Origin of the sequence: Xanthomonas sp. 1678, from assembly GCF_031455575.1 — a bacterium.
In the GTDB taxonomy this organism is placed as follows: domain Bacteria; phylum Pseudomonadota; class Gammaproteobacteria; order Xanthomonadales; family Xanthomonadaceae; genus Xanthomonas_A.
Genome location: NZ_JAVDSZ010000001.1, coordinates 638,517 through 653,883, shown reverse-complemented (window position 1 = coordinate 653,883; position 15,367 = coordinate 638,517). Strand labels below are relative to the sequence as shown.

The 15,367-nt window shown below is 66.6% G+C and carries 14 protein-coding genes and 1 tRNA gene; all 15 read right to left on the bottom strand.

Translation table 11 applies throughout. From position 1 onward, the window contains the following. Positions 1-97: 97 nt before the first annotated feature. The 15 genes from nuoN to J2Y70_RS02850 all read right to left on the bottom strand — a co-directional run bounded on the left by nuoN (position 98) and on the right by J2Y70_RS02850 (position 15,328). Complete coding sequence (nuoN, locus tag J2Y70_RS02920) at positions 98-1,573, bottom strand: NADH-quinone oxidoreductase subunit NuoN (RefSeq protein WP_309913267.1); 1,476 nt, start codon at positions 1,571-1,573, stop codon at positions 98-100. 37 nt (positions 1,574-1,610) lie between these two features. Further along, positions 1,611-3,113 (bottom strand): NADH-quinone oxidoreductase subunit M, encoded by a 1,503-nt coding sequence (locus J2Y70_RS02915; RefSeq protein WP_309913024.1) that lies wholly within the window; start codon positions 3,111-3,113, stop codon positions 1,611-1,613. A 20-nt stretch (positions 3,114-3,133) separates the two neighbouring features. Continuing rightward, the gene (gene nuoL, locus J2Y70_RS02910; RefSeq protein WP_309913021.1) at positions 3,134-5,311 is read right to left on the bottom strand and encodes an NADH-quinone oxidoreductase subunit L; all 2,178 of its coding nucleotides are present in this window, start codon (positions 5,309-5,311) and stop codon (positions 3,134-3,136) included. 7 nt (positions 5,312-5,318) lie between these two features. Continuing rightward, positions 5,319-5,624 carry an NADH-quinone oxidoreductase subunit NuoK gene (nuoK, locus tag J2Y70_RS02905; protein WP_145700751.1) on the bottom strand — a complete coding sequence of 102 codons (306 nt, stop codon included), beginning with the start codon at positions 5,622-5,624 and terminating at the stop codon, positions 5,319-5,321. Then, positions 5,621-6,274: an NADH-quinone oxidoreductase subunit J gene (locus J2Y70_RS02900; RefSeq protein WP_309913016.1), complete on the bottom strand. Its 654-nt coding sequence runs from the start codon at positions 6,272-6,274 to the stop codon at positions 5,621-5,623. The genes nuoK and J2Y70_RS02900 overlap by 4 nt, the downstream gene beginning before the upstream one ends. Positions 6,275-6,283: 9 nt before the next feature. Then, the gene (gene nuoI / locus J2Y70_RS02895; RefSeq protein WP_263397874.1) at positions 6,284-6,772 is read right to left on the bottom strand and encodes an NADH-quinone oxidoreductase subunit NuoI; all 489 of its coding nucleotides are present in this window, start codon (positions 6,770-6,772) and stop codon (positions 6,284-6,286) included. A gap of 3 nt (positions 6,773-6,775) precedes the next feature. Further along, positions 6,776-7,867 carry an NADH-quinone oxidoreductase subunit NuoH gene (gene nuoH / locus J2Y70_RS02890; protein WP_309913013.1) on the bottom strand — a complete coding sequence of 364 codons (1,092 nt, stop codon included), beginning with the start codon at positions 7,865-7,867 and terminating at the stop codon, positions 6,776-6,778. Next, positions 7,864-10,116 carry an NADH-quinone oxidoreductase subunit NuoG gene (gene nuoG, locus J2Y70_RS02885; RefSeq protein ID WP_309913010.1) on the bottom strand — a complete coding sequence of 751 codons (2,253 nt, stop codon included), beginning with the start codon at positions 10,114-10,116 and terminating at the stop codon, positions 7,864-7,866. The genes nuoH and nuoG overlap by 4 nt, the downstream gene beginning before the upstream one ends. Then, positions 10,113-11,456, bottom strand: coding sequence for an NADH-quinone oxidoreductase subunit NuoF (gene nuoF, locus J2Y70_RS02880; protein ID WP_309913007.1), 1,344 nt, complete (start codon positions 11,454-11,456; stop codon positions 10,113-10,115). The genes nuoG and nuoF overlap by 4 nt, the downstream gene beginning before the upstream one ends. A 5-nt stretch (positions 11,457-11,461) precedes the next feature. Continuing rightward, entirely contained in the window at positions 11,462-11,989 is a 528-nt protein-coding gene (gene nuoE, locus J2Y70_RS02875; protein ID WP_184411164.1) for an NADH-quinone oxidoreductase subunit NuoE, read from the bottom strand. Positions 11,990-12,146: 157 nt separating this feature from the next. Next, positions 12,147-13,454 carry an NADH-quinone oxidoreductase subunit D gene (locus J2Y70_RS02870; RefSeq protein ID WP_263397870.1) on the bottom strand — a complete coding sequence of 436 codons (1,308 nt, stop codon included), beginning with the start codon at positions 13,452-13,454 and terminating at the stop codon, positions 12,147-12,149. Continuing rightward, positions 13,451-14,200 carry an NADH-quinone oxidoreductase subunit C gene (locus tag J2Y70_RS02865; RefSeq protein WP_309913003.1) on the bottom strand — a complete coding sequence of 250 codons (750 nt, stop codon included), beginning with the start codon at positions 14,198-14,200 and terminating at the stop codon, positions 13,451-13,453. Before J2Y70_RS02865 ends, J2Y70_RS02870 begins: the two co-directional genes overlap by 4 nt. 34 nt (positions 14,201-14,234) lie before the next feature. Beyond that, the gene (locus J2Y70_RS02860; RefSeq protein WP_003467428.1) at positions 14,235-14,789 is read right to left on the bottom strand and encodes an NADH-quinone oxidoreductase subunit B family protein; all 555 of its coding nucleotides are present in this window, start codon (positions 14,787-14,789) and stop codon (positions 14,235-14,237) included. After that, positions 14,780-15,136, bottom strand: a complete 357-nt coding sequence (locus J2Y70_RS02855; protein WP_263397868.1) for an NADH-quinone oxidoreductase subunit A — start codon at positions 15,134-15,136, stop codon at positions 14,780-14,782. Before J2Y70_RS02855 ends, J2Y70_RS02860 begins: the two co-directional genes overlap by 10 nt. 107 nt (positions 15,137-15,243) lie before the next feature. Continuing rightward, positions 15,244-15,328 (bottom strand) — tRNA-Leu (locus tag J2Y70_RS02850). Between the last annotated feature and the right edge of the window lie 39 nt (positions 15,329-15,367).

The window sequence follows — 15,367 nt, the reverse complement described above, 5'->3', positions numbered from 1 at the left end:
GCGGAATAGCGATAGCATCGCTCGATGCACAAACGACAACGCCGCCAGGACGGCGGCGTTGTCGCAAACGGCTTGAAAACAGCGCTTTCGCGCGCGATCAGGCCAGGTGCGCGAAGGCGCGCTGGCACCACGCCATCAGCGGGCTCCAGGCCAGGCCCAGCGCCAGCAGGCCGATCGAATTGACCCCCAGCACCACGCCGAGCACGCGGTCGTCGTTGGCCGGCAACGGCTCGCCGACCGGCTCGTCGAAATACATCACCTTGATCACGCGCAGGTAGTAGAACGCGCCGATCACCGCGCACAGCACCGACAGGATCGCCAGGCCGGTCCACCACAGGTTGTCGGTCGGCACCGCGACCACCGCGCCGAGCACCGCCAGCTTGGCCCAGAAGCCCAGGAACGGCGGCACGCCGGCCAGCGAGGCCATGATGCACAGCACCAGCAGCGCCATCCACGGATTGCGCGCGTTCAGGCCCTTGAAGTCGTCGATGTGCTCGGCTTCGAAGCCCTTGCGCGACATCGCGATGATCGCGCCGAACGAGGCGGTGGACATGACCGCGTAGCAGATCGCGTAGAACAGCGCCGCCGCATAGCCGCGCTCGCCGCCGCCGGCCACGCCGAGCAGCAGGAAGCCGATGTGCGAGACGGTCGAATACGCCAGCATGCGCTTGAGGTTGCTCTGCGCCAGCGCCATCAGATTGCCGACCAGCAGCGACAGCGCGGCCAGCCCGCCGATCACCCAGTGCCACTGCTCGGCCAGCGGGCCGACGCCCACTTCCAGCAGCCGGTAGGCCATGCCGAACGCGGCCAGCTTGGACGCCGAGCTGATGAACAGCGCGATCGGCGCCGGGGCGCCCTGGTACACGTCGGGCAGCCACATGTGGAACGGCGCCGCGCCGAGCTTGAACGCCACGCCGGCGATCATGAAGATGGTGCCGGTCAGCAACAGGGTGCGCTCCTGGCTGGACCCGATCGCCTCGTGGATGCCGGTCAGGCTCAGCGTGCCGGTGGCGCCGTAGATCAGCGACATGCCGTACAGCAGCAGGCCCGAGGCCAGCGAGCCGAGCACGATGTACTTCATCGCCGCCTCGGTGGCCATGCCGTTGTCGCGGTTCGACGCGACCAGCGCGTAGGAGCACAGCGCCAGCAGTTCCAGGCCCAGGTAGACCATCAGCAGGCTGCCGGCCGAGACCAGGATCATCATGCCGACCGTGGCGAACAGCACCAGCACCGGGATCTCGCCCTGGTACAGCTTGCGCTCGCGCAGGTAGCTCCAGCCGTAGATCAGGGTCAGCGCGCTGAGCCCGACGATCACCGTCTTCATCACGTCGGCGGCGGCGTCGCGCACGAACATGCCGTTGAACACCTCGCCCTGCCCGCCCACGCCGGCGAGCAGCATCGCGAACACCGCGATCAGGATCGCGACCGAGACGATGTGGGTCCAGACCTTGTTGCGCTCGCTGACGAACAGATCGAGCATCAGCAGGGCGAAGGCGCCGGCGGTCAGCACCAGCTCGGGGAGCAGGGGCGGCAGGTCGACGGCGGTCAGGGGCAGTAGCGCAGGGGTGGTCATCATCAAATCTCTGGAATCATTTCGCTCGACGGCCCGATTACAGCTTGCTGGTGGCGATCTGCGCCGCCAGCTTTGCGATCGAGGGTTCCATCAGGTCGGTCAGCGGCTTCGGATACAGGCCCAGGGCCAGCACGCCCACCGCGAATACACCCAGCACCAGCGCCTCGCGGCCGTTGATGTCCTTCAGCTCGGCCACGTGCGCGTTGGCCACTTCGCCGAAGAACACGCGGCGGTACAGCCACAGCGTATAGGCGGCGGTGATCACCAGGGTGGTCGCCGCAGCGAAGGCGAGCAGCGGGTGCGCCTGGAAGCTGGCCATGATCACCATGAACTCGCCGACGAAGCCGCTGGTGCCCGGCAGGCCGGCGTTGGCCATGAAGAACAGCATCGCGAACGCGGCGAACCACGGCATCACGTTGGCCACGCCGCCGTAATCGGCGATGCGGCGGGTGTGCATGCGGTCGTAAAGCACGCCGACGCAGGAGAACATCGCGCCGGACACGAAGCCGTGCGAGATCATCTGCACCATCGCGCCCTGCAGGCCCAGACGCGCCGCGTCGGTGCTGCCGAAGCCGACCAGGGCGAAGGCGACGAAGGTGCCGAGGGTGACGAAGCCCATGTGCGCGATCGACGAATAGGCGATCAGCTTCTTCATGTCATCCTGCACCAGCGCGACCAGGCCGACGTAGATCACCGCGATCAGCGACAGCGCGATCACCAGCCAGGCCCACTCGTTGCTGGCGTCGGGCAGGATCGGCAGGTTGAAGCGCAGGAAGCCGTAGCCGCCGATCTTCAGTGCGATCGCGGCCAGGATCACCGAACCGGCGGTCGGCGCCTCGACGTGCGCGTCCGGCAGCCAGGTATGCACCGGGAACATCGGCACCTTGACCGCGAACGCGATCAGGAACGCGAAGAACAGCCAGGTCTGCTCCTTGGCGGTCAGCGACAGCTGGTACAGGTCGGCGAGCTGGAAGCTGCCGCCCTTCAGGTACAGGTAGATCAACCCGACCAGCATCAGCACCGAGCCGAGGAAGGTGTACAGGAAGAACTTAACCGCGGCGTAGATGCGGCGCGGGCCGCCCCAGATGCCGATGATCAGGAACATCGGGATCAGCATCGCCTCGAAGAACACGTAGAACAGCATCGCGTCGGTAGCGGCGAAGATGCCGACGGTGACGCCTTCCAGGATCAGGAACGCGGCCACGTACTGGTTGACCCGCTTCTCGATCGAGGTCCAGGCGCCGATCAGCGCCAGCACCGTGACCAGCGTGGTCAGCACGATCAGCGCCACCGCGATGCCGTCGGCGCCGAGGTTGTAGCCGATGTCGTACGCCGGGATCCACGCATGGGTCTCGACGAACTGCAGCGCGTCGCTGGCGTAGTCGAAGCCGGTGAGCAGCGGCAGGCTCAACGCGAAGGTCAGCAACGCGACCAGCAGCGACGCCCAGCGTGCCGCCTTGGCGTCGCGCAACGCGAGGATCAGCGCGCCGCCGAGGATCGGCAGCCAGATCAGGATAGTAAGTAGGGGCCAGTTCGACACGTGTTCTTATTCCGTACAGGTCAACGCCAGAAATGCATCAGCACGCCCAACAGGGCAATGAGACCGATGATCATCGCGAAGGCGTAGTGATAGAGGAAACCGGATTGCGTGCGACGCAGCAGGTTGGCTGCCAGGTCGATCACGCGCGCGGTGCCGTTGACCATGACGCCGTCCACGACATGCGTATCCACCGCGCGCGACACCTTGCCCAGGCCGAGACCGCCGCCGGCGAAGCCGTTGATCCAGAGCTTGTCGAAACCGTACTTGTTCTCCAGCACCCACACCGGCAGCGAGAACGTCTTGCGCGCCTTGGCCGCCAGTTCGGGCTTCCACAGGTACAGGATCCAGGCCAGGGCGAAACCGGCCACGGTCAGGAAGAACGGCGGCTGGGTCATGCCGTGCAGCGCGAACGCGACCGGACCGTGGAACTCCTCGGCCAGCGCGCCGACGCTGTCGCGCGCCGGGTTGTAGAAGTCGACGATGCCGCTGAAGAAGCCCAGCGCCTGGCCCTTGATCGCCACCGCGGCGTGGTGCCCGGCCCAGTCGGTGCCGAACAGCATCGGGCCGATGGTGAAGAAGCCGATCGCGATCGACGGGATCGCCAGCAGCACCAGCGGCACCGTCACCACCCACGGCGACTCGTGCGGCTCGTGTGCGCCGTGGCCGAGACCATGGTCGTCGTGCGCGTGGTCGTCATGGGCGTGCGCGTCGTGCGCATGGGCCTGCACCTCGGCATCGGTGTGCGCGCTGTCGTGGTGCGCGTGCACCGCGTGCGCATCCGCGTCACGGAAGCGTTCCTTGCCGTGGAAGGTCAGGAACAGCAGGCGGAAGCTGTAGAAGCTGGTGACCAGCACGCCGCCGAGCACCGCCCAGTAGCCGTAGGTCGCGATCCAGTTGTGCGATTCGTGCGCATGGTGCGCGGCCGCCTCGATGATCGTGTCCTTGGAATAGAAGCCGGCGAAGAACGGGGTGCCGACCAGGGCCAGGGTGCCGATCACGCTGGTCCAGTAGGTGACCGGCATGTACTTGCGCAGGCCGCCCATCTTGCGCATGTCCTGCTCGTGGTGCATGCCGATGATCACCGAGCCGGCGGCCAGGAACAGCAGCGCCTTGAAGAAGGCGTGGGTCATCAGGTGGAACACCGCCGCCGAGTACGCCGACACGCCCAGCGCCACGGTCATGTAGCCCAGCTGCGACAGCGTCGAGTAGGCGACCACGCGCTTGATGTCGTTCTGCACGATGCCGATCAGGCCGGTGAAGAACGCGGTGGTGGCGCCGATGAACAGCACGAAGTTCAGCGCGGTCTCGGACAGTTCGAACAGCGGCGACATGCGCGCCACCATGAAGATGCCGGCGGTGACCATGGTCGCGGCATGGATCAGCGCCGAGATCGGGGTCGGGCCTTCCATCGAGTCGGGCAGCCACACGTGCAGCGGCACCTGCGCCGACTTGCCCATGGCGCCGATGAACAGGCAGATGCAGATGATCGTCGCCACGTTCCACGGGTGGCCCTGGAACAGCTGCACCTGGGCCAGGCCGCCGGCGGCTTCGCTGCCGAGCACCGCGGTGGCGTTGGCGAACACGGTGGCGTAGTCGAGCGTGCCGAACCACAGCAGCACGCCGGCGATGCCTAGGATGAAGCCGAAGTCGCCGACGCGGTTGACCAGGAACGCCTTCATGTTGGCGAACACCGCGCTCGGGCGCTTGAACCAGAAGCCGATCAGCAGGTACGACACCAGGCCCACCGCTTCCCAGCCGAAGAACAGCTGCAGGAAGTTGTTGCTCATCACCAGGCTCAGCATCGAGAAGGTGAACAGCGAAATGTAGCTGAAGAAGCGCTGGTAGCCCGGATCGTCGGCCATGTAGCCGATGGTGTAGATGTGCACCAGCAGCGACACGAAGGTCACCACCACCATCATCATCGCGGTCAGCCGGTCGACCATGAAGCCGACGTGGGCCGAATAGTGGCCGACCTCGAAGAAGGTGTAGACGTTCTGGTTGAACGGCGCGGCGCCCTGCCCGACCAGTTGGTACAGGGTCCAGCACGACAGCGCGCAGCTGACCGCCACGCCGAGGATGGTGACCAGCTGGGCGCCCTTGCGGCCGACCTGGCGGCCGAACAGGCCGGCGATGATGCTGCCCAGCAGCGGCGCGAGCACCACGGCGATCAGCAGACTCTTGGAGAGAGTGATTTCCATCTACGGGTCAGCCCTTCAGCGAATCGACTTCGGCCACGTTGATCGTGTGGCGGGTACGGAACAGCGTCACCAGGATCGCGAGGCCGATGGCGGCCTCGGCCGCGGCCACGGTCAGGATGAAGAACACGAACAGCTGACCGGCGGCGTCGCCGAGTTCGCGCGAGAACGCCACGAAGTTGATGTTGACCGACAGCAGCATCAGCTCGATCGACATCAGCAGCACGATGACGTTTTTACGGTTGAGGAAGATGCCGGCCATGCTGATGCAGAACAGCACCGCGCCGAGCGCCAACAGGTGGCCTAGGGTGATCATGGCTGGCCCTCCTGCGGTGCCGCGGCCGGGGGGGTGTGCAGCGTGGGTTTCTCGGCATCCATCTTGACGATGCGCAAGCGGTCACCGGCCTTGACCCGCGCCTGGTCGCCGGGATTCTGGGTCTTGATGCCGGTGCGCTTGCGCAGGGTCAGCATCACCGCCGCCACCACCGCCACGGTCAGGATGATCGCGGCGAACTCGAACGGCAGCAGGAACTCGGTGAACAGGACCTTGGCCAGCCACGCGATGTTGGAGGTGTCGGCGGCCTGCGCGGCGGCGTTGTCGGCCGGGAACGGGGTGGCGGTGCGCGCCTTGACCCCGATCAGGGTGACCATCTGCACCAGCATCGCCACCGCCACGATCAGCCCGACCGGCAGGTAGCGTACCCAGCCCTGGCGCAGCCGCGCGGTATCGATGTCGAGCATCATCACCACGAACAGGAACAGCACCATCACCGCGCCGACGTAGACCAGCACCAGGGTCACGCCGAGGAACTCGGCGCCCACCAGCAGCCATACGCAGGCGATGGAGAAGAAGGTCAGGATCAGGCACAGCACCGCGTACACGGAGTTGCGCACGCTGATCACCGCGCCGGCGGAGACCGCGGCGATGGTGGCGAAGATCCAGAAAGCGATATTTACCCAATCCATTTCAGGACCTCAGCGGAAGGGAGCGTCGGCGGCGCGGCGCTCGGCGATCTCGGCTTCGAGCCGGTCGCCGATCGCCAGCAGCTGCGGCTTGGTGACGATGTTCTCGCCGCGCTTCTCGAAGTGGTACTCGAGCACGTGGGTCTCCACGATCGAATCGACCGGGCAGCTCTCCTCGCAGAAACCGCAGTAGATGCACTTGAACAGGTCGATGTCGTAGCGGGTGGTGCGACGGGTGCCGTCCTCGCGCTTGGTGGAATCGATGGTGATCGCCAGCGCCGGGCACACCGCCTCGCACAGCTTGCAGGCGATGCAGCGCTCCTCGCCGTTGGGATAGCGGCGCAGCGCATGCAGGCCGCGGAAGCGCACCGACTGCGGGAACTTCTCCATCGGGTACAGCACGGTGTACTTGGGACGGAACGTGTACTTCAGGGTCAGCCACAGGCCGCCGAGCAGCTCCAGCAGCAGCAGGCTCTTGAAGTAATGGGTGACTTTATTCATCGCTTACACGCCCTTCTGGATCACGCCGTAGAACACCATCAATGCCGTCACCGCGATCCACACGATCGTCAGCGGGATGAACACCTTCCAGCCCAGCCGCATGATCTGGTCGTAGCGGTAGCGCGGGAAGCTGGCGCGGAACCAGATGTAGGCGCTGGCGAAGAACAACACCTTCATCAGCAGCCACGGCCAGCCGCCGGTCCAGATCCAGTTGACCCACGGCGAGATGTCCGCCGTGACCCAGCCCTGGATCGGGCTCAGCCAGCCGCCCAGGAAGAAGATCGAGACCAGGAAGCTGACCAGGATCATGCTGGCGTATTCGGCCAGGAAGAACAGCGCGAACGCACCGCCGGAATACTCGACCATGTGCCCGGCGACGATTTCCGACTCGCCCTCGACCACGTCGAACGGCGCGCGGTTGGTCTCGGCCACGCCAGACACCCAGTACACGATGAACAGCGGGAACAGCGGCACCAGGAACCAGTCGAAGAAGCCGGAGTTGCCGGCCTGCGCGGCCACGATCGCGCTCAGGTTGAGGCTGCCGGCGGCGATCATCACCCCGACCAGGGCGAAGCCCATCGCGATCTCGTAGCTGACCACCTGCGCGGCCGAGCGCATCGCGCCCAGGAACGCGTACTTGGAGTTGGACGCCCAGCCGGCCAGGATGATGCCGTACACGCCCAGCGAGGTCATCGCCAGCAGGTACAGCAGGCCGGCATTGGCGTTGGACAGCACCAGCTTGGCGTCGAACGGCACCACCGCCCAGGCCGCGAACGCCGGCGCCAGGGTGATCAGCGGCGCGATCACGAACATCGCCTTGTGCGAGCTGCTGGGCTGGATGATCTCCTTGAACAGCAGCTTGAACACGTCGGCGAAGGCCTGGAAGATGCCCATGCCCACGTACATCGGCCCGTGGCGCACGTGCATCCAGCCGATCAGCTTGCGCTCCCAGACCACGTAGAACGCCACCGAGATGATCACCGGCATGGCGATCAGCAGGATCTTCAGCACGATCCACAGGATCACGCCGATCGCGCCCAGGCCGACGAACCACTGGTGCAGCGGGTCGACCACGTTCAACAGCATCTCGTTCATGCAGCCACCACCGTCACCCGACCGGCACCCAGCGGCGCGGTCGCGCCGTGGCCCGTTTCAACCCAGGCCGCGCCCGGCGCGACCCGCTTGTCCGTCACCAGCGGCAGCGTCGCGCTGCCCGCCGCGGTACCGACCTTGACCACCTGCCCTGCGGCCAGGCCGAGCCGGGCGGCGTCGTCCGGGTGCAGCGCCAGGCTCGGCGCCTGGTTCAGCGGATGCTGCTGCAGCGCCTGCGCGCGCCGCACCACCGCATCGGTGCGGTAGATCGCCGGGCTCGCCGCCAGTTCCAGACCGTCGTCCTGCCGCGCCGGCTGCGCCGACGCCGCCGCGGCGACCTCGACCGGCTGCAGCCCGGCGCGCAGCCCGGCCAGGTCGATGAATTCGAAACCGCCCAGGCCCAGTTCGCCGCCGAGCGCGCGCAGCACGCGCCAGCCCTCGCGGGCCTCGCCCGGCAGCTTGCCGCCGGCACGGGTGCGCTGCTCGCTGCCGCTGAGGTTGGTCAGCGTCGCCTCGATTTCCGGCAACGCGCCGATCGGCAGGATCACGTCGGCCACGTCGCGGGTGGAGGCGCAGGCGAAATGGCTGAACGCCACCACCTTGGCCCCGGCCAGCGCGGTGCGCGCCGCGGCGGCGTCGGCGAAGTCCAGGCCCGGCTCGACGCCGTACAGCAGATACGCGCTGCGCGGCTCGGCCAGCATCGCCGCGGCGTTGCGCGCACGCGGCAGCACGCCGTAGCGCGCCAGGCCCAGCGCGTTGGCGCCTTGCGGGATGCGGCACAGCGCCGCGCCGGTGGCCGCGGCGAAGTCGCGCGCGGCGGCACGCAGTTCGGCCGCCTGCGGATGGTTCTCGGCCAGCGCTCCGACGATCAGCACCGTGCGCCCGGCCGCACCCTGCACCGCCTCGCGCAGCGCGCCGTCGGCCAGGGCCTCGGCGAACCTGGACGGCGCCACGATCTGGCGGCCGGCCTGGTTGAAGGCGAAATCGAAATCGACCGGGTTGATCGAATACACCTTGGTCTGGCGCTGCATCTGCGCCTTGCGGATGCGGGCGTGCAGCAGCGGCAGTTCGTGGCGCAGGTTGCTGCCCAGAATCACCACCACGTCGGCCTGTTCGATCTCCGCCAGCGGCAGGGCGAACGGTTCGGCCAGCGCGGCGTCGGAGAAGTCGCGGTTGTACAGGCGGTGGTCGATGTTGCCGCTGTCCAGGCCGTCGGCCAGACGCGCCAGCAGCGCCCCTTCCTCGTTCGAGGTGGCCGGATGCGCGAGCACGCCGAGCGCGTCGCCACGGTTGGCCTTGAGGATCTCGGCGGCGGCGGCGAGCGCTTCGGCCCACGGCACTTCGCGCCACTGCCCGTCGATCTTGCGCAGCGGGCGCAGCGCGCGGTCCTCGGCGTACAGGCCCTGGTGCGAATAGCGGTCGCGGTCGGACAGCCAGCACTCGTTGACCGCGTCGTTCTCGCGCGGCACGGTGCGCAGCACTTCGCCGCGGCGCACGTGCAGGAACAGGTTGGAGCCCATCGCGTCGTGGTAGCCCACCGACTCGCGCGCCACCAGCTCCCACGGACGGGCGCGGAACTGGAACACCTTGTTGGTCAGCGCGCCGACCGGGCACACGTCGACCACGTTGCCGGACAGTTCGGTGGTCAGCGGCTTGCCGTCGTAGGTGCCGATCTGCAGGTTCTCGCCGCGGTACATGCCGCCCAGTTCGTAGGTCCCGGCGATGTCGGCGGTGAAGCGCACGCAGCGGGTGCACTGGATGCAGCGGGTCATCTCGGTGGCGACCAGCGGACCGATGTCCTCGTCCGGCACCACGCGCTTGCGCTCGTTGAAGCGGCTGACCGAGCGGCCATAGCCCAGCGACACGTCCTGCAGTTCGCACTCGCCGCCCTGATCGCAGATCGGACAATCCAGCGGGTGGTTGATCAGCAGGAATTCCATCACGCTGCGCTGGTACTTCAGCGCCTTCTCGCTGCGCGTGGCGACCTTCATGCCGTCCATCACCGGCGTGGCGCACGCGGGCGACGGCTTCGGCGACTTCTCCACGTCGACCAGGCACATGCGGCAGTTGGCCGCGATCGGCAGCTTCTCGTGGTAGCAGAAGCGCGGGATCGGGATCCCGGCCTTGTCGGCGGCCTGGATGATCATCGAGCCCTTGGGCACGACCAGGGACTGGCCGTCGATCTCGACGGTCACGTGTCCCTCCGGCACCACGGCCGGGGTCGCGCCAGGATTGTTGGGTTGCGCGCTCATGCGGCGGCTGCCTCCAGCTTCTTGCCGTCAACCATCGAATGACCGTTGACGATGTAGTACTCGAATTCGTCCCAGAACTGGCGCAGGAAGCCCTGGATGGGCCATGCCGCCGCTTCGCCGAACGCGCAGATGGTGTGGCCTTCGATCTGGCCGGCCACTGTCCTCAGCTGGTGCAGGTCTTCCATCGTGGCCTTGCCGGCGACGATGCGCTCCAGCACGCGGTGCATCCAGCCGGTGCCCTCGCGGCACGGGGTGCACTGGCCGCAGGATTCCTTGTGGAAGAACTGCGAGATGCGGCAGGCGAACTTGACGCAGCACACGCTGTCGTCGAGCACCACGATGGCGCCCGAGCCCAGGCCGGTGCCCAGCGCGCGCAGGGTGTCGTAGTCCATCTGCAGGCCCTTGAGCTGCTCGGCCTTGAGCACCGGCATCGACACGCCGCCGGGCACTGCGCCCTTGAGCGTGCGGCCCGGCTTCAGGCCGCCGGCCATCTCCAGCAGTTCGTCGAAGGTGGTGCCCAGCGGCACCTCGAAGTTGCCGCCCTTCCGCACGCAGCCGGACACCGAGAAGATCTTCGGCCCGCCGTTCTTGGTCTTGCTCAGGCCCAGGAACCATTCCGGGCCGTTGCGGATGATCGCCGGCACCGAGGCGTAGGTCTCAGTGTTGTTGATCGTCGACGGCTTGCCGTACAGGCCGAAGTTGGCCGGGAACGGCGGCTTGTAGCGCGGCTGGCCCTTCTTGCCTTCCAGCGACTCCATCAGCGCGGTCTCTTCGCCGCAGATGTAGGCGCCGGCGCCGAGCGCGCCGTAGATGTCGATGTCCACGCCACTGCCGAGCACGTTCTTGCCCAGCCAGCCGTTGGCGTAGGCATCGGCCAGGGCCTGCTCGAAGTGTTCGAACGGCTCGTGGTGGAACTCGCCGCGCAGGTAGTTGTAGGCCACCGTGCTGCCGGTGGCGTAGCAGGCGATGGCCATGCCCTCGACCACCGAATGCGGGTTGTAGCGCAGGATGTCGCGGTCCTTGCATGTGCCCGGCTCGGACTCGTCCGAGTTGCACAGGATGTACTTCTGCGGCGCGCCCTTGGGCATGAACGACCACTTCAGGCCGGTCGGGAAGCCGGCGCCGCCGCGGCCGCGCAGGTTCGACTGCTTGACCATCTCGATCACCTGCTCCGGCGCGATCTTCTCTTCGAGGATCTTGCGCAGGGCGGCGTAGCCACCGGTCTTCAGGTAGCTCTCGTACGACCACGGAATGTCGTAGTGCAGCGTGGTGTACACCACCTGGTGCGGCAGCGGCGCGGGGCCGACCGGACCGGTGGGAGCGTGGGGATGCTGTGCCATTGCCGTTACTCCAACCCGTCCAGCAGCGCGTCGACCTTGTCCTTGGTCAAGTGCTCGTGATAGTGGCCGTTGATCACCATCATCGGCGCGCCGGCGCAACCGGCCAGGCATTCTTCTTCGCGCTTGAGGTAGACGCGACCGTCGGCGGTGGATTGGCCCAGCTTGCAGCCGAGCTTCTTCTCCGCATGCGCGACCAGGTCCTCGGCGCCGTTGAGCCAGCAGCTGATGTTGGTGCAGAAGGCGACGTTGTTGCGGCCGACCTTCTCGGTCTCGAACATCGAGTAGAAGCTGGCGACCTCGTAGGCCCACACCGGCGGCAGCTCCAGGTACTTGGCCACGCCGGCGATCAGCTCGTCGGTCAGCCAGCCCTGATTCTGCTCCTGCGCGGCGTGCAGGCCCTGCAGCACGGCCGAGCGCTTGCGGTCCGGCGGGAACTTGGCCAGCCAGTGATCGATGTGCGCGCGCGTCTTGTCGCTCAGCACCACCATCGGATCGACGTCGCGCGCCGCTTCGAAATTACCTGTCGCTTTCATGCGTGGAACTCCGGGACTCGGGACTGGGGACTCGGGACTCGCAAGAGCCCGCATCCGGCAGTGTCCGAACCATGAGAAAGAACAACCGCGTTTACAGAAAAGACCAGCGCAGACCCGGCTTCGCCGAGTCCCGAGTCCCGAGTCCCGAGTCCCGGCTTCATCGATCCACCTCGCCGAACACCAGGTCGTAGGTACCGATCATCGCCACCACGTCGGCCAGCATGTGCCCGCGCACGATCGCGTCCATCGACGACAGATGGGCGAAGCCCGGCGCGCGCAGGTGCACGCGGAACGGTTTGTTGGCGCCGTCGGAAGACAGGTAGCAACCGAACTCGCCCTTCGGCGCTTCGACCGCGCAGTAGGTCTCGCCGGCCGGCACGCAATAGCCTTCGCTGAACAGCTTGAAGTGATGGATCAACGCTTCCATGTCGTCCTTCATGTCGGCGCGCTTGGGCGGCGCCACCTTGAAGTTCTCGACCATCACCGGGCCGGGGTTGGCCCTCAGCCACTTCACGCACTGCTGGATGATGCGGTTGGATTCGCGCATCTCGGCCACGCGCACCAGGTAGCGGTCGTAGCAGTCGCCGTTGGTACCGACCGGGATGTCGAAATCCACCGCGTCGTACTTGGCGTACGGCTGCTTCTTGCGCAGGTCCCACTCGATGCCCGAGCCGCGCAGCATCGCGCCGGTCATGCCCCAGCCATAGGCCTGCTCCGGAGTGACCACGCCGATGCCGACGGTGCGCTGCTTCCAGATGCGGTTGTCGGTGAGCAGGGTCTCGTACTCGTCGACCCGGCCCGGGAACGTGCTGGTGAAGTCTTCCAGGAAGTCGAGCATCGACCCTTCGCGCGCGGCATTGAGCCGCTTCAACGCGTTGCCCTTGTGCCAGCGCGATTCCTTGTACTTGGGCATGCGGTCCGGCAGGTCGCGGTAGACGCCGCCGGGCCGGTAGTAGGTCGCGTGCATGCGCGCGCCGGAGACCGCTTCGTAGCAGTCCATCAGCTCTTCGCGCTCGCGGAACGCGTACAGCATCACCGCCATCGCCCCCAGGTCCAGACCGTTGGAGCCGACCCACATCAGGTGGTTCAGGATGCGGGTGATCTCGTCGAACAGAGTGCGGATGTACTGCGCGCGCTCTGGCGCCTCGATCCCCATCAAGGTCTCGATCGCGCGCACATAGGCGTGCTCGTTGCACATCATCGACACGTAGTCGAGGCGGTCCATGTAGCCGATCGACTGGTTGAACGGCTTGGACTCGGCCAGCTTCTCGGTGCCACGGTGCAGCAGGCCGATATGCGGATCGGCGCGGACCACGGTCTCGCCGTCCATTTCCAGGATCAGGCGCAGCACGCCGTGCGCGGCCGGATGCTGCGGGCCGAAGTTCATCGTGTAGTTGCGGATCTCCTGCTTGCTCTCGGCAGGACTGCTGGCGAACCCATCGTGCGCCTGCTGGTACTCGCTCACTTGGCGGGCTCCTTCTGTGCTTCGCCTGCGGCGGTCTGGTAGCGCGCATCGTCGCGGATCACCCGCGGCACGCCGACGCGCGGCTCGACCGAGGTCACCGGCTCGTAGACCACGCGCTGCTTCTCTTCGTCGTAGCGCACTTCGACGTTGCCGATCAGCGGGAAGTCCTTGCGGAACGGATGGCCGACGAAGCCGTAGTCGGTGAGGATGCGGCGCAGGTCCGGATGGCCGGCGAAGACCACGCCGAACAGGTCGAACGCCTCGCGCTCGAACCAGTTCGCGCCCGGCCAGATGTCGGTGACCGAGGCCACCACCGGCAGGTCTTCGTTCGGCGCATAGCAGCGCACGCGCAGGCGCTGGTTGTGGCGGTAGGACATCAGCTGCGCCAGCACCGCATAGCGCTGCAGCGGCACCGGCAACGGCTGGATGTCGCCGGCGGTCTCGCCGCTGGGGAACTCGCCCCAACCGAAACGGCCCATGCCCTTGCCTTCGACGCCACGGCTGAAGCCTTGCGACGACACGTCGGCGGTATCCCACTCGTCGCTGCCGTAGCCCAGGTAGTCCACGCCGCACAGGTCGGACAACTGTTCGAAACCGAACTCGTCGCGCAGCGCCAGGCAGGTGGCGTGCCAGGCGTCGGCCGGCACTTCCAGGGTGACTTCGCCACGCGGGAGGACCACGAACACCTGGCTGCCGGGAAAACGGGCGCCGAGTCGGTCGCTAAAGGAAGATGCTTGCTCTGCCATGGGGGCTTGGCGTGCTCTTAAGAAGTAAGAGGAATCAGCGCGCGATGGTCTGGGTTCGCCAGATCTTCTTCTGCAGCTGCAAGATGCCGTAGACCAGCGCTTCGGCGGTCGGCGGGCAGCCCGGGACGTAGATGTCCACCGGCACGATGCGGTCGCAACCGCGCACCACCGAGTACGAATAGTGGTAGTAGCCGCCGCCGTTGGCGCAGCTGCCCATCGAGATCACCCACTTCGGGTCGGGCATCTGGTCGTAGACCTTGCGCAGCGCCGGGGCCATCTTGTTGACCAGGGTGCCGGCGACGATCATCACGTCGGACTGGCGCGGCGACGGACGGAACACCACGCCGTAGCGGTCCAGGTCCAGGCGCGCGGCGCCGGCGTGCATCATCTCGACCGCGCAGCAGGCCAGGCCGAAGGTCATCGGCCACATCGAGCCGGTGCGTGCCCAGTTCAGCAGCGCATCGACGCTGGTGGTCACGTAGCCCTTCTCAAGCAACGGGTTCTCGCCTTCGGGACGCAGGATGTCGTCGACCCGCCCTTCCGGGATCGGGTTGGTCATCAGGCGATCCAGGGTCTGAATCACTCCCATTCCAGCGCTCCCTTCTTCCACACGTAGATAAAACCGAGGAACAGCATGCCGACGAACAGGCCCATGGTGACCAGGGAGCGAGCGCCCAGGTCCATGAACACCTGCGTCCACGGCACGATGAAGATGATTTCCAGATCGAAGACGATGAACTGGATCGCGATCAGGTAGTAGCGCACGTCGAACTTCATGCGCGCGTCTTCGAACGCTTCGAAGCCGCACTCGTAGGGCGAGAGCTTCTTCAGGTCCGGGCGCCGGGGAGCGAGGAACCGTCCCACCAGCATCAGCGCGACGCCGATTCCGGTGGCCACGATCAGAAACAGCAGGGTCGGCAAATATTCGGCCAGCACTCGCAATTCTCTCTTGCCTGTGCCCGCGCGCGTGCCGCGCAGGCATGGGATAGACGATTCTCCAGGCAGGGACGTGACGTTCCCGCGTAGAAACCGTAGCCAAACAATGGTGCCCAAGAGGGGACTCGAACCCCTACGACCTAAGTCGCTACCACCTCAAGGTAGTGCGTCTACCAATTCCGCCACCTGGGCTTGCGTATCGCGCGCGGCATCCCGCCGCGCAACATATTG